At 40.1% G+C, this 20,227-nt stretch carries 19 protein-coding genes; 7 read left to right on the top strand and 12 right to left on the bottom strand.

Features of this window, described 5'->3' with window-relative positions; genetic code table 11:
• The 9 genes from VB775_RS25775 to grpE form a co-directional block, all read right to left on the bottom strand.
• Positions 1 to 1,383: hypothetical protein (locus VB775_RS25775; RefSeq protein WP_323217127.1), on the bottom strand; the 1,383-nt coding region annotated here is incomplete at its 3' end.
• Between the two features lie 164 nt (positions 1,384 to 1,547).
• A complete protein-coding gene (locus VB775_RS25770; protein WP_323217126.1) occupies positions 1,548 to 3,626 on the bottom strand; it encodes a hypothetical protein in 2,079 nt (692 codons plus the stop codon).
• An 8-nt stretch (positions 3,627 to 3,634) separates the two neighbouring features.
• Positions 3,635 to 5,161 carry an AAA family ATPase gene (locus tag VB775_RS25765; protein WP_281009472.1) on the bottom strand — a complete coding sequence of 509 codons (1,527 nt, stop codon included), beginning with the start codon at positions 5,159 to 5,161 and terminating at the stop codon, positions 3,635 to 3,637.
• A 4-nt stretch (positions 5,162 to 5,165) separates the two neighbouring features.
• The gene (locus tag VB775_RS25760) at positions 5,166 to 5,375 is read right to left on the bottom strand and encodes a DUF2997 domain-containing protein (protein WP_281009471.1); all 210 of its coding nucleotides are present in this window, start codon (positions 5,373 to 5,375) and stop codon (positions 5,166 to 5,168) included.
• Positions 5,376 to 5,439: 64 nt separating this feature from the next.
• Positions 5,440 to 5,943 carry a hypothetical protein gene (locus VB775_RS25755; RefSeq protein ID WP_281009470.1) on the bottom strand — a complete coding sequence of 168 codons (504 nt, stop codon included), beginning with the start codon at positions 5,941 to 5,943 and terminating at the stop codon, positions 5,440 to 5,442.
• 2 nt (positions 5,944 to 5,945) lie between these two features.
• Positions 5,946 to 7,013, bottom strand: coding sequence for an AAA family ATPase (locus tag VB775_RS25750; protein WP_281009469.1), 1,068 nt, complete (start codon positions 7,011 to 7,013; stop codon positions 5,946 to 5,948).
• Positions 7,014 to 7,058: 45 nt separating this feature from the next.
• Positions 7,059 to 7,442: a DUF1257 domain-containing protein gene (locus tag VB775_RS25745; RefSeq protein ID WP_281009468.1), complete on the bottom strand. Its 384-nt coding sequence runs from the start codon at positions 7,440 to 7,442 to the stop codon at positions 7,059 to 7,061.
• A gap of 5 nt (positions 7,443 to 7,447) precedes the next feature.
• On the bottom strand, positions 7,448 to 9,034 hold the full coding sequence (locus VB775_RS25740) for an Hsp70 family protein (protein ID WP_281009467.1): 1,587 nt from the start codon (positions 9,032 to 9,034) through the stop codon (positions 7,448 to 7,450).
• On the bottom strand, positions 9,019 to 9,561 hold the full coding sequence (gene grpE / locus VB775_RS25735) for a nucleotide exchange factor GrpE (RefSeq protein WP_323217122.1): 543 nt from the start codon (positions 9,559 to 9,561) through the stop codon (positions 9,019 to 9,021). Before grpE ends, VB775_RS25740 begins: the two co-directional genes overlap by 16 nt.
• A gap of 80 nt (positions 9,562 to 9,641) precedes the next feature.
• On the opposite strand from grpE, the gene VB775_RS25730 reads away from it, so the two are divergent.
• From VB775_RS25730 to VB775_RS25705, 6 genes are all read left to right on the top strand, one after another.
• Positions 9,642 to 9,899, top strand: a complete 258-nt coding sequence (locus tag VB775_RS25730) for a hypothetical protein (RefSeq protein ID WP_281009465.1) — start codon at positions 9,642 to 9,644, stop codon at positions 9,897 to 9,899.
• Complete coding sequence (locus VB775_RS25725; protein WP_323217120.1) at positions 9,896 to 10,309, top strand: type II toxin-antitoxin system VapC family toxin; 414 nt, start codon at positions 9,896 to 9,898, stop codon at positions 10,307 to 10,309. Before VB775_RS25730 ends, VB775_RS25725 begins: the two co-directional genes overlap by 4 nt.
• Positions 10,310 to 10,502: 193 nt before the next feature.
• Positions 10,503 to 10,778 carry a hypothetical protein gene (locus VB775_RS25720; RefSeq protein ID WP_281009464.1) on the top strand — a complete coding sequence of 92 codons (276 nt, stop codon included), beginning with the start codon at positions 10,503 to 10,505 and terminating at the stop codon, positions 10,776 to 10,778.
• Positions 10,765 to 11,001, top strand: coding sequence for a hypothetical protein (locus VB775_RS25715; protein WP_281009463.1), 237 nt, complete (start codon positions 10,765 to 10,767; stop codon positions 10,999 to 11,001). The genes VB775_RS25720 and VB775_RS25715 overlap by 14 nt, the downstream gene beginning before the upstream one ends.
• Positions 11,002 to 11,114: 113 nt before the next feature.
• Positions 11,115 to 11,339: a hypothetical protein gene (locus tag VB775_RS25710; protein ID WP_281009462.1), complete on the top strand. Its 225-nt coding sequence runs from the start codon at positions 11,115 to 11,117 to the stop codon at positions 11,337 to 11,339.
• A complete protein-coding gene (locus tag VB775_RS25705) occupies positions 11,308 to 11,586 on the top strand; it encodes a type II toxin-antitoxin system RelE family toxin (protein WP_281009461.1) in 279 nt (92 codons plus the stop codon). Before VB775_RS25710 ends, VB775_RS25705 begins: the two co-directional genes overlap by 32 nt.
• A gap of 8 nt (positions 11,587 to 11,594) precedes the next feature.
• On the opposite strand, the gene VB775_RS25700 is transcribed toward VB775_RS25705, so the two are convergent.
• On the bottom strand, positions 11,595 to 13,805 hold the full coding sequence (locus VB775_RS25700) for a WD40 repeat domain-containing protein (RefSeq protein ID WP_281009460.1): 2,211 nt from the start codon (positions 13,803 to 13,805) through the stop codon (positions 11,595 to 11,597).
• A gap of 36 nt (positions 13,806 to 13,841) precedes the next feature.
• Here VB775_RS25700 and VB775_RS25695 point away from each other — a divergent pair, with 36 nt between their 5' ends.
• Positions 13,842 to 14,075, top strand: a complete 234-nt coding sequence (locus VB775_RS25695) for a hypothetical protein (RefSeq protein WP_281009459.1) — start codon at positions 13,842 to 13,844, stop codon at positions 14,073 to 14,075.
• Positions 14,076 to 14,224: 149 nt separating this feature from the next.
• Here the strand turns inward: VB775_RS25695 and VB775_RS25690 are convergent, their stop codons facing one another.
• Positions 14,225 to 16,936, bottom strand: coding sequence for a WD40 repeat domain-containing protein (locus VB775_RS25690; protein ID WP_281009458.1), 2,712 nt, complete (start codon positions 16,934 to 16,936; stop codon positions 14,225 to 14,227).
• A gap of 125 nt (positions 16,937 to 17,061) precedes the next feature.
• Positions 17,062 to 19,905 (bottom strand): WD40 repeat domain-containing protein, encoded by a 2,844-nt coding sequence (locus VB775_RS25685; protein WP_281009457.1) that lies wholly within the window; start codon positions 19,903 to 19,905, stop codon positions 17,062 to 17,064.
• Positions 19,906 to 20,227: the final 322 nt, after the last annotated feature.

Here is a 20,227-nt window from a genome sequence, read left to right as displayed (position 1 = left end):
TAGAACTAATCCTCCACCTGCCTGTGCTTCTATTGCCAAACGCGAAAAGTTAGATTTTCGTATCGAATTTGCTCGTATTACCATTGTCTCATCTTGAGACTCTCCTGAGTTTTCTGCACCACTAAGCCACCTTAGCTTAGATGTCAATGGCTTCGCAATATCGGAAATATCTCTTTTATTTTTATTGTATTTAACAAGATTTTCATCAGGCAGACTGTAAATATTCTTGTCATTATTGCTCATTGCTAGAATAAGACCATCTTTGTTGTCTGTTAGTGATGAAAGCCAATAGTCTCTGTGTGAAAAAATTTCACATTTAAAGCTTCGACAAGATTCTTTTGATATTTTAATTTTGAAATCTTTGTCTTGAAATTGTTTAGCTATATTAAATAATTTATCTAATGCAATCTTCTCACTTCTTCTGAACTGATCCAATGGAACTTGTGTTAGTTTATCTAGGAGTCTTTTACTCCAAAAAGAAGGAGCATTATATAAAAATCTCCATATTAGCTTCTTGTCTGGATGAGTTACTAGAATATCAACAAAAGCACGCCAATCCATATTTTCCATAGGCTTAATGTTGAATTTATTCTTAGTATCTGTCAGAATTTTTATAAGTTCAAATCTACCCTCTTGTCTGGACTTCTTCGTAATACGTTCCTGTAATTCTAGACTTCCAAATTTATATGCCTTGGCTAACAAACTTTGATCAAAATCAATATTTTCATATTTTTCCCATTGTCCTAACAAAAAGTAAAATACTGCTTTCATCTGTATGCTACTAGGTTCGTAATTACTAGCTGCTTTGACAATTTGAATATCCTTATCTTCAAGTGCTGATAGCACATAATGATCTATTGCTTCTATATCTCCCTGCTTTAAAGCATCCAATTCCCCAACTTTGAGTGCAGACAATACCCTGATCCTTGATTCTGTACTTATGTACTGACGACTTTTTAAAATTACTTCTAAATCCTCATTTCTTGTTCTTTCCCAGATCTCACAGAAAGTATTTATTAATTTTTGAGAGCGTAAACGATTGAGAGCATCAATAGCTATTTTAATAATAGCCTTATCATTACCTGAGACTACTGCATAAGCCAAAGTAGTTACTGATTCTGAAGTATAATCTTTCGCTAGTTTTTTGGCTACCTTCCTTCTAACAAAAGGATACAGACTATCTATGTCATTTAGATTTGCAAGAATTAGTTTTATTAATTGTGACAATCCCACACCCCACATCATGACAAAGAAAGGAGCTATACCACTCAATAAAAACATAATACTAGATGAGATATCTAATGATAATAGAAAAATCAAGAATAAGATTGGAACAACACCTAGGCTGATAGCTACAAGAATATGGAATAAGAAAAGTAACATAAATGGTTGAAATAAAAGTTGTGATGGTTAAGTCTAATTTGTTGTTTTAGGATAATTATGTTGAACAGAATACTGATTGTACAAGTGAAATGCACCCTTTAATTATTTATATGATATTTTTATACTTCAACATCGATATCAAATTCACTAGATGGAATATTATTTCATGAATCTTCGATGTCGATGTCAAATTGCTGTCTGAGGTGGATGAGTGCAAGAGTAAATTTGAGGATGTTGCGGAAACTTTCTTTAATTCTATAGTCATCAATTTTTAACTCAATTTTGGAAATATCTTCAATGTTGAATTTATCAATTGGTATATTTTGAGATAGCTTCCATAAACGGATAGTATTGTCCTGACCGCCAGAAGCTAACGTTTTCCCGTCAGGACTTATTACCAGACTATAAACTGCATCAGTGTGACCTGTAAGAGTTTTGATGAAAGTTCCATCTGGCAAACTCCACAAACGAATAGTTTTATCCTGACTACCAGAAACTAATATTGTTCCGTCAGGACTTATCGCTAGAGAATTAACTACATCAGTGTGACCTATAAGAGTTTTGATGAAAGTTCCATCTGGGTAACTCCACAAACGAATAGTTTTGTCGTTACTACCAGAAATTAATATTTTTCCATTAGGACTCATTTTCAAACAGCAAACCGCATCAGTGTGACCTCTGAGAGTTTTGATGTGATTTCCATCTGGCAAGCTCCACAAACGGATGGTTTTGTCTTCACTACCAGAAATTAATATTTTTCCATTAGGACTTATTGCTAAACTATAAACTAAACTAGTATGAAGTACTTGACTATCATCAAGGCGATTGCTACCAGGTCCAGTTGTTGACACTTTGAAGGTTTTAGAGAGGGTTGCATGGGGTAAATCCCATAGACGAATATTTATAGTAATTGCCCTAGCATCACCATAAGAAAAGCTGTCAGGCAATGCTCCAAAAGTGTCAACTAGTTCTTTGAATTGAATATTCGGATGCTCTAAAGGAGACTCATCTCGGCTTCCAGATGCTAATACTCTTCCATCAGAACTTATTGCAGCCAAATATGATGGACTGGCGAGAGTTTTTATCTGATTTCCACTTAATAAATTCCAAAAACGAACAGTGTCGTCTGCACTACTAGAAATTAATGTTTGCCCATCCAGACTTATTACCAAGTTCATAAGTGCATTAGTATGACCTGTAAGAGTCTTTGTATGTGTAGTTTTTTGTGCTTCAAATGATGAAAGAAAGTTGAAGTCTTGCTCTTTTAAGTTTTTAGCCAGTTCAAACAATTGTTTGAATGTAAACTCCTCAATATTATTTGACCACTTAGGTGATGTATTTGATAATTTGTCAAGAAGTTTTTTACTGTAAAGAGCAGGTGCATTATTCAAGAATCTCCATATCTCCCTTCTGTTGGGCTGAAGTTTTAAAATATCAGTGAAAATCTCCCAATATTGATCTGTTATTGTATCAACATTAAAACTAAGTCTAGTGTCAGTCAGAATTTTGATCAACTCAATTCTACCCCCCGTTCTAGCTTTTTCAGAAATTCTCCCTTTTAATTCTTGAGGCGCTAATTGATAAGCTTTAGCCAAAAGACTTTGATCGAAGTCAAGATTCTCATATTTTTGCCACTCACCTAATAAAAAGTAAAACAAAGCTTTAGAGCTTGGTTCTTCAGGTTCATAGCCACCTTTCTGGATGACATTCTGTAATTGAGAACTCGGATTCTCAATCCATCGCTTACATAAAGCGTCAATTACTTTTCTATCTTGCAATTCGACAAGACAAACACTAGCAGCACTTGCAATTTGAGTGTCTTTATCACTAATCGCAGCTAATAAAGGATCTAATACTTTGATATCTCCTTTTTTGACTAGATCCAACGCCCCAACCTTCAAAGCTGATAACACTAAAAATTTTGGCTCAGTAGAAACATAGCGGCGATTCTTGAGAATTGTAGTTAGATCTTTGTGCCTTGACTCTGCCCAAACCTGAGACTCTGCCCAAACCTGACAAAAAGCATTGACAGAATCGCGATCGCGTAAATTGCGTAAAGCTTCCAAAGCGATCGTAATCACCTTGCGATCGCTACTCCTGACCACCGCCTCAGCCAAAATCTTCACCGCTTGAGGTGACTTATCCTTACTCAGAGCCACAGCCGCCCGTTGACGGATACAACTACCAAAAATAGGGAAATCGCTGTAAATACGTTCAGATAAAACTTGATATTCGTTACTCATAATTTATTTTAACTCCTGATATCTAATTGTAAAGGCACAAACTGCTGTTCTGCCTGCTTTATCTCCGCAAACGAAGCCGACTGCGCTCGACCCTCTCTCAACCACTCACGCAGAGCCGTAATCCTCTCCCGTTGCGAGATCGAAAGCGGCACTTGACGCTTCAGCGCTTGCGATAGATCAGCAGTCGTAAACTCGCGGTTTTGATTGAAACCAACATACATCCCATCAATGATCGCCTGTTCAATTTCCGCACCTACATATCCCTCCGACTCCCGCGCCAAACGCTCCAAATCAAAATCATGATTCATCCGCCGACGCTTGCGTAAATGTACCGATAAAATCTCCTTACGCTCATCCTTAGTTGGCAAATCCAAAAAGAAAATTTCATCAAAACGACCGCGCCGCAATAACTCAGGCGGTAAACTGCTGATATCATTGGCAGTCGCCACCACAAAACAAGGCGCAGTCTTTTCCTGCATCCAAGTCAAAATCGCGCCAAATACCCGCTTACTTGCACCACCGTCCAGACCACCAGAGGCAAACGCCTTATCGATCTCATCAATCCAGAGAATACAAGGCGCAACCGTTTCTGCCAACTTCAAGGCGCGTCTAGTACGCTCCTCCGACTCACCCACCAGCGAACCGAACAAAGCCCCCACATCCAAACGCAATAGCGGCAACCGCCACAGACCACCGATCATCTTCGCGGTCAAGCTCTTACCCGTCCCTGGAATACCGATGAGGGCAATCCCCTTGGGCGAAGGCAGTCCATAGTTACGCGCCTCCTCACTAAAAGCACGTTCGCGCAACCGCAACCAACCCTTCAAGACCTCCAAACCGCCCACATCCGCCGCCGTCTCATGGATCGCAAAAAACTCTAAGGCTTGACTCTCCTTAATGATTTGTTTCTTCTCTTCCGTCACCAAACCAATATCTTGATCGTCCAAAACGCCATTACTAACGATCGCCTTGGCAAATACCCGTTGCGCCTGAGATGCAGTCAACCCTAGCGCCGCTTGCACCAACTTTTCCCGTCCCAGTTTCGTTAAATTCACCTTCACCCCTGGGGTTTTTGATAGTCCTGCCAGCACTTGATCTAGCTCATTAGCCACTGGCAGAGGAAACTCTTGCAGCACCGCAATATCCTTTAACTCTTCAGGCAACTTGCTGTGGGGTGTGGTCAGAATGATCGACTTTTTGGTGAACTTCAACTGTTGTGCCGCATTGCGTAACTTGCGCTTAATTTGAGGATTTGTCCAACAATCATGGAAATCCTTAAGAATAAACAGCGTATTACCATCGGCTTTGTCAATTTGTTCCAACGCCGACAGAGGATCTTTCGCCGCCAATAACGTGCCTTTCCAATTGCTGACCGCCTTAAAGCCATCCCCCGCGTCCCAACTCAGACAAGGACGATCGCTGCGATCGCACACCGCTTTAATCGTCTGGATTACCCGTTCTTCTTCAGGAGTAATCAACACAATCAAAGTAAACCGAGCGCGAAGATAGAGATCTAGTTCTTGATCGAAGCTCATAAAATTACCAACCCACCGATTGTTGTTCTTGCCAAGTCACCTGTCCTGATGTCTCATCTGCTTCGGGAGTCATCTCCCGCAATAACACCTGACCACCCAAAACCGCTTCAAGGTCTTTGGTTAAGTCTAAACATTGTGTCCCTTTCGCACCCCTGATTTCCAGACGCACCCGACCATCTTTTTCGATAAATACATCAATCTCTTGTAGTTCCATAATCTTTTGTTGAATTATTGGTTATATTTTGGTTGCCATTGGCGATCGCAAAGGTACATAGTTTTCAGGTTACTGTCCATGCTAAATCCTGCATATTTGTAGACTCAACAACCTTGGGATGCGGGTCAATTGGCTTAATGAGAGTTCTGAGTTTAAGTTGTACCTTTGTCGGATCAATAGCACGCGGAAATAGCTTTGAATGCTTTTTGGGTTGCTCAAGGTGCAACACAACCCGTAATCTCTGCCCAGCACAAACATCTCTTGCAAAGTCTTTTTCAGAAGGATCTGATGCGTTTATCTTTGCAGGTAGTATAGCCGCAAGGGTACAGAATACCTTGTCAGCTACTTCATCCGCTATGTCTATTGCCTTCATACGCTTATTCTGGCGATAGTCCTTTGCTTCGATTAACCATACAACTCCATTTTCAACAGCAATCAAATCGACTGCCTTAATGCCATTCCACATTTTAAAGAATTGATTACGATAAAAAGACCATTCGTCATATTTGCAAACTTGCCATGAATGGGGAAAATGAAAAGTTAAGCTATCGACTGGAAAACTTTGCATATCTAAACTCCACTCATCATGAACCTGTCAGATTGAGCAAGCTCTTCGTCAAGGGTGGTAATATCGCCAATCTCATCGATCGCATTTCCTTGTTTGACAACAACATGATCTCCTTTAGCGTGTAAATGCAGCCCAAAAAATCGCGCATCAAGTTGATGATCTTGTTTGTCAGGGCTTAAATCAGACATTAAAATTTCTAGCTCTCGTAATAGAAACAAGCTATGAGTAGCTATAAATACTTGGATTCCACTCTTACTGAGATTGACGATGCTTTGAGCCACTTGCTTAATGAGCAATGGATTTAAGTTAGCTTCAGGCTCATCCCAAAACAAAAATCCTTTATGTATGAGTACACCACTAGCAATAAGTCTTGCCAACATTGCTAACTTACGCTGACCTTCAGCGATCAGAGGCATTTCAAAACGACCATGATCATTTTTTAAATAAAAGCGACCATTTTTATCTAGCTCGATCGCTCCATTGATCGCTTTTTCCAGAGGCGCTAACAATTCTTGGATATGTTTTTCTTCAGAACCACGTTGTAAAGGTGCGCCCAGCAGTAGGCAAGTATCGCGCCAAGTCTCTTCAAGTTCCAGATAATGCCCTTCATACACTGAAACAAAGTTAGGAAAAATAGTCAGTAATTCTCGCGTGGGAAGATAGACAGGCGCAATCTCTAGCCAAGCTTCGGGGGCTTGACCGATGACTACTTCTGTCTTACTACTTGTCGAAAAACTAAAGTCAAGATTGAATTGGGAATTCTCAAAACATAGCTTGACATCACATTTCTCGCGCCCTTTTTTACGCCGCGCTAGTCTTCCCAACTCTTCAGGTCGAAAAACACCAATCAGCTTTTCGGCTAGGCGAGTTTGCAGACGTGCTTTTGTTGGTGTACTGCGTATGGGGTTGCGACTTTCTTCCCAACTAGTTGCAAGGGCGGAATAGACGATTTTGAGAAGATGTGTTTTGCCAGCGCCATTTTCACCAATGATGACATTGAGATATTTAGAGAACTGGAGATCGGCGCTGGGAAACACGGTAAAGTTTTTCAGACTTAGACTATCTAGCATATATTTTTTCTGAATTTATAGATTTTTACGGGTTTTTATAGCTGCTCACACCATGCGCCGCAGTACTAAATGAATTTTTTGTCCCTCTTCGACATTTTCGCTGACCAAAGAAAAACCCTGCTCCTCAAGCTTGGCACAGGCCGCGTGATAGGCATAGCGCTGGGTCAATTGCTGCACAAAGGTTTGTTGATTGAGATCGCGTATGCCCCACCAATCAGCAATTAATTCATAGCTATTCCCCGTTTTATTAAAACCAATGTCATAGCCAGCGTTAGAAGTCGCAATTTTTAGTTCCGCAGTGGTTTGCTTACCTTGATAGCCATTGACCTTAACCGCGCCCTCTTGATAGGCATAGCCAAGATCCTGTAAGGCTTGTTTGAGATATTCTTTCTCGACAATCTGAGTACGAATGGTAGTGAAATGGGACATAGGTTTTAAGTAAGCTTGATCACAGGATAATCTTTGTGGGTAACTTGCTGTGTTTGTAAATCACGACAGGTCATCAGTAAACGCTTATTGCCATCAATAGAAAACTCTACCCGAAAACAGCGATCGCCTGCTTTGGGTGATTTGCTAGTTTTCAAAAAAGTAGGGCTATCTTCATTCATCCAGAAATAAGTGCGGCGCTCTGACTCTTCAGGGCTAAGATCGACAATTCGCGCCCCACCAGCAGGATCGAAGACTAGTTCCACCGCATTGCTACCGCGTCTATGGGCTTCAGCAACTTCAAATAGAGCCATTCCCAGCCGTTCTTGTCCATCATGGCTTGCCTTAATCGTCAGATTAGCGATCGCGCTTTCAGTAGGGTAAGGAGTACCACGGGGAACCAAAACTCGATAGTCATACTTTTGGTGTTGACGATTGAGATAACGGATCGCATAGTCATGTTGGATATGGTCATAAAAATCAACCCCCGACACAAAAGCGGCGGCTCCCCTTGCCACCGCATCAAGGGGACGATCCATTAGTACGCGCTCTTTCCCAAATACTTGCCGAATCGTGCGTTGAATTGAAGGAATCTGACTGCTACCACCCACCAGCAATACTGACTTGATATTCTCTTCCTGATAGCCCCGTTCCCGCGCTTGATTTAGCGATCGCTGAATTGTTTGGTTAAGTTGTGTAAACACATCCTGCTCATCCATTAATTCTTCAAAACGACTACGGCTAATCTCGGCACTAATCACCGCCCCTGTATCAGGATCGAGAACTGTAATCTCAGCGCGATCGCGGCTAGATAGTCGGATTTTTGCCTGTTCGCATTCCACTAACAATGCACCACTAAGTCGGCGAATCGCTTCATCGGTATCTTGATAGCCTGACTGTTTTAGAACTTCTAAAAACAGCAATTGATCGAGATTTGTGCCACCAAGATCGGCTCCTGCCTTACCGAGAACGCGACAACGGCGACCTGCTTGGGCTTCATTGGGTTCAATCAATACCACCGCCACATCAAGCGTCCCACCGCCAAAGTCAAAAATCAGATAAACGTCATTGGGTTGAATATGTGCGCCATAGCCCAAGGCGGCGGCGGAAGGTTCGTCAATTAGCCGAAATCTTCTAATCCCTGCATTCTGGGCAACTTCACTGAGCCAACTTTCGTAATGTTCAAAGGATTCCACGGGAACCGTAAAAGCAATCTCTTCATCACTAAGATTTAGTTCCGTCATTGCAAATAGCAGCAATGTGGATAGAAAATCACTTCCTGCTTGATCATAAGCAATTTGACGCTGATCGATGCGACGTTTAACGGGGCTACGGTTGGCGATATAGCGTTTAATCCAACGAAAGGTGCGATCGCTTTTTTCAAGATTACGCTGCTGCACTTGATTCCCTAACCAACGTCTCTGATCAGCGGCATAATGGATCAATGAGGGAATTAGAGAAACCTTTTCATTCCCTTGTGTATAAAGTTGTCCATAATCAGGAATGTGATGGGTAATTCCTGTTTGTTGATCTTCACTCCAAACTGCCAGCACGGTATTTGATGTGCCGAAGTCGATCGCTAAACGTCCTGACATAGTTCCACCCCTGCCGCCCGAAGCACTCTGCCCTGATAGGTCAGCCCCGCCACTCTAATCTTGACGGACTGCCCGTTATTAATCTCTACGGCACTGCTCAAGGGTTGATGCAGATTTGGGTCAAAGTTCACAACTTCACCAATGTTGCCTACCTGTGTTAGCCCTTGTTCTGTAAATACGCGCAGCATTCTTTTGACAATGGCGATCGCATCTTTTGCCTGTACGGGTTTGTTCTCAATTTCGAGTAAATAGATTTGGGTGAGCAGTTGCGAGATCGGTGCGGCAAGTTCACTAAAGACTTGTTCTTGCTGGGTTTGAAAGGCGATCGCCTGATTATTACTTTCATTTTGGCGTTGACGTTCTAACTCACTTCGCAGTTGGGCGATCGTCTGTTCGCGTTCATTGATTGTCAGTCGCAAGCTTTGGATTTCACTTTCGAGGTTAAGTAGGCGATCGCTATGATCATTAGCGATCAGTTGTTTTGAGGGAAACAGGATTTGCCATAGTTGTTTGAGCCGTTTGAGCATACTTGTTGTTTTGGGCAATTGTTCTATAATTGTACAGTTTTACTAAGGCTAGGGTATATTTTCGCAGGAGGGTTAGGTTTATGACGATTTTAGAGAAAGCATTAAGCACTATGCAGCAGTTGTCTACGGATCAGCAGGTACAGGCTTTGCGATTTATTGAGTTTCTTGCTTTTGAAGGAGGCGATCGCCAAGTTTTAAAATCTAATCAAGATACGCCAGTAAATGATGAATCTATTGTGTCTTGCTATGACTTAACTAAGAAATGGATTGGTATTGTTGATGATCTGCCCGATGACCTTTCTGTAAATCCGAAGTACATGGAGGGTTATGGAGCATGATTGGGCAGCGCATAATTTTGGATACGGGTGTGTTGGTTGCTTTGCTCAGTAAAAGCGATCGTAGTCATGATTGGGCTGTGAGGCAATGGTCGCAGGTTAAGCCACCTGCATTTACTTGTGATGCGGTAATTTCGGAAACTTGCTTTTTGCTAAAAAGGAGATATTTGATTGAGGCTGTTTTTGAGATGATCGAGGTGGGAGCGATCGCGATCTCTTTCAATCTCCAAGAGGAGTCGAGTAATGTACGGGTGTTGATGAGTCGTTATGAGTCTGTGCCGATGTCGTTTGCTGATGCTTGTTTGGTGAGAATGTCTGAGCAAATACCGAATAGTGCAGTGATGACTCTGGATAGTGATTTTAAAATTTATCGGAGGCATCGCAATGAGGAGATTGCTGTAATTTTTCCTTAATCCTTTCCAAATGAAAAGGACGGAGATCGCCCACTTCCAAGATTGAGTCTTTGCTTAGTAAAATGCTTTATGGTTGCACAATTTTATAAAGGCTAGGGCATATTTTCTTAGCAGTGTTAGGTTTATGATGATTTTAGAGAAAGCGTGAAAAGCAAAATGGTATTATCAGATTAGTAAACTCAGGATATTGGTTATGAATATATCAAATGAACTGCGATCGCTTACTTATAGCCTAGATATTCAGATGACTGGGTTGTATTTTTGGTGCGGTAATTTTGTGATTCAGTTTGGTGGTACTGAGGTGGATGATGAGCCTTTTTACTATCCTTTTGTAGTTCCTACGTTTATCGGGTTTGGTTTTGTACTTCCTAGTGGGTTCTCTTGGCATACGCCTTTTGAGCAGTTTAGGCGGATTAAAAAGAATGTAGATAATGTAGCGGAAGGATTTCAGACTCGTGCCGCTAAATGAACATCCTGCCATTATTGGCTTACCGCCTTTCACGGTTAAGTCTCTACCAAAACAAGAGTTTTTCGATCTTCTTGTGAGTGCTGGTTATACGTTGAGTGCAAGTATGCCTTCAGGAAAACATAATTGCTTGAAGTATCTTTTCTCTCATAAGCAACATAACAGTGTGATGGCAGTTTATAATCCTGAGAACAATAGAATTGTTACTGCTTATCAGTTAGATTGATTGCTATTCGAGATTAAGTAGGCGATCGCTTTTGTTGTTTTGGGCAGACAATTTTAGAAAAAGCTTGAAAAGCAAAATGGTATTATCAAACTAGTAAACATAGGATATTAACTATGATAGCGAGTGAACTTAAAGTTTTAATCAAGGAAAGTGTTAGAGAGGTTTTGCGGGAGGAGCGTCTGTTGCTTTGCCAGATCTTGATGCCCTATGTGAGTGATGATGAGCAAGCCGAAATCGATGCTGATTTTGGTTCTCCATCCGATTATGAAGATGATGAGTTGATTGATATGACAGATTGGGTGAAATATGGCGGTCAAATTTCGCAAGCAAGCGATTAAGTTTTTGCAAAGGGCTAATAGCGAAGAAGTTGCTAAGATTCAGGGCTTAATCAGGCAGCTTGTGGTTACTGTTGAGGAGCAAGGAATTATTCCCTTTAATGATCTCGACATCAAGAAAATGAAGGGAGAATGGGAAGGGTTTTATCGACTTCGGGTTGGTAAAAATAGGGTTGTATTTACTGTGCGGATTGATTCGGGTGAGGTTGAAATTTATACGATTGGGGCTAGGGGAGATGTTTATAATTAGCGATTTGTTTATCCATCAATCTCTATATCAAACTCGCTGAATTGGACATCACTGGATACATCTTCGATATCGATGTCAAATTGCTGTTTTAAACGGATAAGAGAAAGAGTAAATTCCAAAGCGTTACGGACACTTGGTTTCATTGTGGAATCTCTGATTTCCTCAATCTTAGAAATATCTTGAGTAGTGAATTTGCTGAGTGGGGTCTTGACATCAGATAAATTCCATAAGCAGATTGCATGTTCTAAGTTATTATTTGACAATCTTGTTTTAATAGAGGTTAATGTTTGTCCGTTGGGGCTAATTACACTCTCTCCTAAAAGTTCTTCATTATCACCTATTATAGTTTTTAAAAGTTTTCCATCGGGCAAGCTCCAAAAAGACATTGTGTGCTCCTTTCTATTGCTATTTATTAAGTGAGTAATAATGTTTGAGACTAATAATTGACCGTTGGGACTGATTGTACATCCTTCAATTGAAGTGAGAAGTATTTCTGTTCCTAAAGTCCAACGATTAGATTTTAATGCAAGCTTTTCAGACCCAATTTTTTTGAAAAAACTTTGCTCTATAAGTGTTCGTGTATATTTGATATTAGGTAGACTCCATAAAGCAATACCATTCATATGCCCACTTATGCCATAAGAGACTAATAGATTATTATTCTGATTAGTTAGTAAATTGTCTACCCCAAATGGGGCATAACTAACCTCAAATCTCATTCCTGCATCATATTCAGGTTCATTTACAAGCTCGTTTAAATACTGAGGATAAGATTCATCCCGTGTCTGATAGCGTACTTCCAGCATACCCCCTCTTGGCAGGGTTTTTCTTAAATTTTTCACAGATTTTGTTTTTCGGTATACTTCACCCAAATATTTTGCATATTCGTGATTAATGTCTATTTTTCTCAAATAGTTCCTGTTTAATAAGTCATACAATATGATAATACTACTTCCATTTGTGTTGGTTCCAACTATTAATAATTGATCATCAGAACTAAGAGCTAAAGATATAACACTCACGCGACCAGCATTATTTCCTTCTATTACAATCTTACCTGTGTATTCATGATAACTCATGGGTATAGTTTCTATCAGTGTTCCACTCGGCAAACTCCACAACATAACAGTTCCGCCTGAACCACCTGACAACAACATTTTGCCATCATTGCTAATTATAATTGGTGAGTTAACACGAGTAAGACTTTTAATACAATTTCCATCTGGCAAACTCCATAAGTAAATATTGGATTCACCATAAGGAACCGAAATTAAAATACAACTATCATGGCTAAATACAAAGCTAGAAGTACTACTAGAAATAGTTTTAATATGCTTACCATCTGGTAGACTTCGCAATTCAATTACTGACTCTTCTCCAACTCTCAAAGCCAACATTTTGCCGTTAGGACTAATTGTTGGGGATCTATAATATGTCCTTCCTAAATCCCATTCAGTAGGATTAGTTAAAACTTGATTAGTTAAAATTTGATACTCAGGTTCTCGAATAAATAGATATAGAAATGCTGATATAAACTCTTCATCTGTAATATTTTTAACTAAATCAAATAGACTTTTTAAAGCAGACTTTTGATCTTGATTAAAACCCTTAAACGATCCCTTTGATAATTTATCTAAAAGTCTCTTGCTCCAAATAACAGGAGCATTGTATAAAAAATTCCATAGCTCCTTTTTTTCTGGATGGACTTCCAAAATATCAACAAAAGCTTCCCAATCTTTATCTGTCATTTTCTCTACATCAAATCCTCTTTTACTATTAGTCAGGATTTTTACCCATTCAATTCTTCCTCCTATTTTGGCTTTTTCACTACACCTTGCTTGCACACCTTTATTTGCTGATTGATAAGCTTTAGCTAAAAGACTGTAATCAAAGTCCAGATCCTCGTATTTTTGCCACTCACCCAGTAAAAAATAAAATAAAGCTCTACTACTTACCTCATCAGGTGCATAATTTCCCTTCCGAATAATTGACTCTAATTCAGGATTGGGATTCTCAACCCATCGCCTACACAACTCATCAATAACCACCCTATTCTCAAGCGCAGAAACACAACTAGCCGCCACATTCGCCACCTGCGTATCGCGATCATTAAGCGCTGCCAACAAAAAATCTAAAACCTCAACCCCACCACGCTTCACCACATCCAACGCCCCCACCTTCAACGCCGACAACACCCGCAACCTCAGTTCCGTAGCCACATAGCGCCGACTCCTCAAGATCTCCGTCAAATCCTTATGCCTAGTCTCCACCCACACCCGACAAAACCCATTAATAGCATCCTGCGTCTTCAAACGATTCAACACCGCGATCGCCATCTCCCTCACCGCCCGATCCCGACTCCGCGTCACCACCTCCGCCAAAATCGCCACCGCCTCACCCGACCCATCATCCTTACCCAACTGCCAAGCCGCCCAACGCCTCAACAACCAACCAATCACAGGAAAATCACTGTAAATACGGCGCGATAAAACTTGATAATCTAGCGAAGCCATAAGTAATCTATTAGATAGCTTTTAGGATTATAAACGAAAAAATAGCAAGTCTCTCATCGGGAATTACCATAATTTTGGCTATATACGATTGGGGCTAGGGGAGATGTTTATAACTAGCGATTTGTTTATCCGTCAATCTCAATATCAAACTCACTGAATTGAACATTACTCGATACATCTTCAATATCGATGTCAAATTGTTGTCTTAATCGAATCAAAGCAAGGGTAAACTTGAGAGCATTGCGGACATCTTCTTCTATGGTAGATTCTTTGATTTGAGATTCAAGTAATTTAATATATTGATTAGTGAGCCTACTAATTGGGGAATTAATATTAATGCCGTCCCATAAACGAATCATCCCATCACAACTAGCTGCTGCGAAAAAATTTCCATTGGGACTAGTTACTACAGAGTTAACAAAATTGTATCCTGAAATAGTTTTGAGATGATTTCCATCAGGTAAACTCCATAGACATATTTTTCCATCCGCACTACCTGATATTAAAGTAAATCCGTCTGAACTAATTGCTAGAGTAGGAATTGAATCAGTATGACCTTTGATGTTTTTTAAAAGCTCCCCGTTAGGCAAACTCCATAAACGTATCGTTCCATCATGACCAGATGATATTAAAATACGTCCATCTGGCGTAATTGACAAAGAATAGACTGAAGAGATATGACCTTTGAGAGTTTTGAGATGATTACCATTAGGCAAGCTCCATAAGCGTATTTTGCTGTCCCCACTACCTGATACTAAAGTGCGTCCGTCTGGAGTGATCGCCAGAGAAAGAACTGAATCGGTATGACCTTTGAGGGTTTTGAGATAATTGCCATTAGGCAAGCTCCATAAACGTATTGTGCTGTCCCCGCTACCTGATACTAAGGTGTGTCCGTCTGGAGTGATTGATAAAGAATAGACTGAGTACGCATGACCTTTAAGAGTTTTAAGATAATTGCCATTAGGCAAGCTCCATAAACGTATTGTGCTATCCCAACTGCCTGATGCTAAAATATGTCCGTCTGGACTAATTACCAGTGAGGCAGCTAAATCATACTCTATGCTTAAGTTTTTGAGAGGTCTACCATCAGTTAAATTCCATAAACTTTGGGAAAGTAACTGTACTTCCTCTTGACTGTTTTTTGCTTTGTCCCCGTTTCCCTTGATAGCAACATATTTACCAGAAAACTCCTTTTGCCTCTTTATTGTTTTGTCACCATTTCCCGATACTAAGACATTTCCGTCTGGGCTGATCGCTAAAGAATAAGTTGATTGATTCATGAACCCATTTTGATTATTCCCTTGGATGGTCGAGATGGGAATTTCAAGCAAACATTGAGATAATAAAAAATAATGTTCTTGAGATTTTCTTGATAAAGTTAACAAAGTTTCTACTGTTTTTTGTTCGTCTTGCCTAAACCATTTACAAGATGCTTTTGCCAAGTTGTCGAGTAATCTTTTGCTCCAAATTACAGGTGCATGATACAAAAATCTCCATATTTCTTTTCTGTCTGGATGAGCTACTAAAATATCAGTAAAATTACTCCATTCGTTATCCGTCATTTCCTCAACACTAAAACCTTTTTTTGTGTTAGTTAGGATTTTTATCCATTCTATTCTTCCTGCCAACTTTGCCTTGTCTGCAACTAACTTCTGGATACTATCACTTGCACCATAGTAAGCTTTTGATAATAAGCTTTGATCAAAATCCAGATCCTCATATTTTTGCCACTCACCTAACAAAAAATAAAACAAAGCTTTAGTACTTGCTTCATATGGTTCGTAGCCGCCTTGCCGAATAATATATTCTAATGAATCAGTTGGATTATCGATCCATTTTTTACAAAGGACATCAATTATATTTTTGTCTTTTATTTGAGTTATAGAAATACTCGCAGATTTAACAATTTCATTATCCCGATCCCTTAGTGCCTCTATCAAAAAATCTAAAACTTCTGTACTATCTACCTTTATTTTTTGGGATGGATAGAATTTGAGTGTAACCAAAACTTGAGTCTCTACCGATTGACTTGTAATGTACTTCCCTTTCTGAATAATCTGTTCTAGTTGTTTATTCCGAGAACTAGCCCACCGCTTACACAACTCATCAATAGCCCCCCTATTTGTCAAACTAACCGCACAAACATTCGCCGATCGCACAACCTCCATATCCCTATCATCAAAAGCCTTCAACACACAATCTAAAACCTCTATCCCTCCATCGCTAATCTCCTGAATCTGATTAAGCTTCAACGCCGTCAACACCCGCACCGCCACAGGTTGACTCGCAACATAACCACCCTGACGAATAATCCCCTCCAACTGACTACTTCGAGACTCCACCCATCGCCTACACAACTCATCAATAACCACCCTATTCTCAAGCGCAGAAACACAACTAGCCGCCGCAGTCGCCACCTGCGTATCGCGATCATTAAGCACCGCCAACAAAAAATCTAAAACCTCAACCCCACCCCGCTTCACCACATCCAACGCCCCCACCTTCAACGCCGACAACACCCGCAACCTCGGTTCCGTAGCCACATAACGCCGACTCCTCAAGATCTCCGTCAAATCCTCATGCCTAGTCTCCACCCACACCCGACAAAACCCATTAATAGCATCCTGCGTCCTTAACCGATTCAACACCGCCAGCGCCATCTCCCTCACCGCCCGATCCCGACTCCGCGTCACCACCTCCGCCAAAATTGCCACAGCCTCACCCGATCCATCATCTTTCGCCAATTGCCAAGCTGCCCAACGCCTCAACAACCAACCAATCACAGGAAAATTACTGTAAATACGACGCGATAAAACTTGATAATCTAGCGAAGCCATAAGTAATCCATCAGATAGCTTTTAGGATTATAAACGAAAGAATAGCAAGTCTCTCATCGGGAATTACCATAATTTTGGCTATATACGATTGGGGCTAGGGGAGATGTTTATAACTAGCGATTTGTTTATCCATCAATCTCAATATCAAATTCACTAAATTGAACATCGCTGGATACATCTTCAATATCGATATCAAATTGCTGTCTTAAACGAATGAGAAAAAGTGTAAATTTAAGTACATTAAAATAACTTCTTTCTAAATTAGAATCTTTCATCATTGCTTCAATTTCATCAACATCTTTAGTGCTAAGTTTACTAATAGAGATGTTTTTAGGTAAATCCCATAAGCATATGTTATTGTTCCAATGACCAGATACTAATATTCGACTATTAGGACTTACTACTAATTTCTCAACCCATGGATTGTTGCTACTAAGAGTGCGGATAAGATTACCATCTGGCAAACTCCATAAATAGATATTATTATCCGCACCTCCAGACACTAATATCTTTTGATTTGGGCTAATTGCTAGACTCATATTGAATTTATGTGTAAAACTTTTCATATGTTTACTGCTTTGTAAATTCCATAGATCAATCTTAGAACTAGCAGAAAATAGTATTTTACTATCGGGACTTATTACAAAATCATGAACGCTAATATCATTATCATCATCGTCATCGCTGCGAAAACGTTTAGTGTTATCATAGGAAAATTCCCAATATGAATTTGTTATCTCGTTGATATTAATTGGCAACTTATTTACCCCAATGCTAGTTTTTTCACTGCAAAAAGCTAGCATTTCCCCATTCGGGCTTATTACTAGTCCTCTATCCCCAGGAAAAGGAAGTTTGACAGTTTTTATGTGATTGCCATCTGGTAAACTCCATAAATTTAGAAGACAGTCCCCCCCAGTAGAAAATAATATTCGCCCATTAGGACTTATTGCTAGACTTAATCCGTCTCTGAAGAAAGTGTGACCTGTTTCAATTGTTTTTATGTGATTACCATTTGGAAAACTCCACAGCTTAATATTTTTATCTTTACTACCAGAGACTAAAATTTGACCATCAGGACTGATTACTAGGCTGTAAATAGCAGAATCATGACCTGTCTCAATCGTTTTTATGCATTTTCCTTCTGGTAAACTCCATAATTTAATACTTCTACATCTACTACTACCACCAGAAGCTAATACTCGATTATCAGGGCTGATTACTAAGCTACAAATTGAGTCATTATGACCTGTTAGAGTTTTAGTCAGTGTACCCAAAGTGAAGTCTTGCTCTTTTATGTTTTGGCATTGGTTGAATAATTCTATTACTATTTTCTTCTCTTCATCTTTGAACCACTGAAAAGAAGCTTTTGACAATTTATCTAAAAGCTGTTTGCTACGAATAGCAGGTGCGTTATATAAAAATCTCCATATTACTTTTCTGTCTGGATTACTTGCCAAAATGTCAATAAAAGTCTCCCAGTCCTGATCTGTCATTTTCTCATCATCAAAACTACGATTAGAGTTAGTTATAATTTTTATGAACTCAGATCTACCTGCCTTTCTGGATTTATCAGAAATTCGATTTTGTATACCTTGATTTGCAGATCTATAGGCTTTAGATAATAAACTTTGATCAAAGTCAAGATCTTCATACTTCTGCCATTCATCCATTAAAAAATAGAACAAGGCTTTATCACTTGCTTCTTCAGGTTCGTAACCACCTTCTCGGATTATATTTTCTAGCAATTTGCTTGGATTCTCTATCCATCGTTTACATAGGCTATCAATTATTGCTTTATCTTTTAAGTGAGTAAGTGAATAATTTGCAAATTTTACAATTTGAGAATCTTTATCATTCATCGCAGCTAGTAAGATATCAACAGTCATTGCTTCCTTCAAATCAATTGCTTGAAACTGATTAAATTTTAATGCAACCAAAATCCGAACTCGTATAGGCTGACTTGGTAAATAATTTCCTTGTCGAATAATCTTTTCTAATTGCTGATTACGATTCTGCACCCAACGACTACAAAGAGAATCAATAGTTTGTTGGTTCCTTAACTGTCTAATACAAATCTCTGCAACTTCTATAATTTTTGAATCTGCATCGTCAAGTGCCTTTATAAGGTAATCTAAAATGTCTATGTCTGCATTGGCAAATTCCTGAATCTGATTAAACTTCAATGCAGTCAATACTCGAACTTCTATGGGCTGACTCGCAATATAACCACCCTGACCAATAATCCCCTCTAATCTTTTATTTCGAGAACCAGCCCACCGCTTACATAACTCATCAATAGCCCCCCTATTTGTCAAACTAACCGCACAAACATTCGCCGATCGCACAACCTCCATATCCCTATCATCAAGAGCCTTCAGCACACAATCTAAAACCTCAATCCCCCCATCCCTAATCTTCTGAACCTGATTAAACTTCAAAGCCGTCAACACCCGCACCGCCACAGGTTGACTCGCAACATAAACACCCTGACGAATAATCCCATCCAACTGACTACTTCGAGACTCAACCCATCGCCTACACAACTCATCAATCACCACCCTATTCTCAAGCGCAGAAACACAACTAGCCGCCACAGTCGCCACCTGCGTATCGCGATCATTAAGCGCTGCCAATAAAAAATCTAAAACCTCAACCCCACCCCGCTTCACCACATCCAACGCCCCCACCTTCAACGCCGACAACACCCGCAACCTCCGTTCCGTAGCCACATAACGCCGACTCCTCAAGATCTCCGTCAAATCCTCATGCCTAGTCTCCACCCACACCCGACAAAACCCATTAATAGCATCCTGCGTCCTCAACCGATTTAGTACCGCCAGAGCCATCTCCCTCACCGCCCGATCCCGACTCCGCGTCACCACCTCCGCCAAAATCGCCACAGCCTCACCCGATCCATCATCTTTCGCCAACTGCCAAGCCGCCCAACGCCGCAACAACCAACCAATCATAGGAAAATTACTGTAAATGCGGCGCGATAAAACTTGATAATCTAGCGAAGTCATAGGTGATACATCAAATAGCTTTTAGGATTATAAACGAAAAAACAGCAAGTTTCTCATAGATAATCACCATAATTTTGACTAATCAGCTTACTTATACCGATAAACATAACTTTCAGCACCTAATATGATTTTACCAATGTAAAGCTTGTCAAAATTCCTTAGCAGGAGTTTTAATGAAAATTAAATTGAGGAAAAGGATTGAACCAATGAGCTTGAAATACAATCTGTCAGATTTACCAACTGGAAGTGAATCAAGGCAGAGCCATGT

The organism is Pseudanabaena sp. CCNP1317, assembly GCF_034931345.1.
Classification (GTDB): domain Bacteria; phylum Cyanobacteriota; class Cyanobacteriia; order Pseudanabaenales; family Pseudanabaenaceae; genus Pseudanabaena; species Pseudanabaena galeata.
The sequence above is the reverse complement of the archived record's forward strand: the minus strand, read 5'-3'. Positions and strand labels throughout refer to the sequence as shown.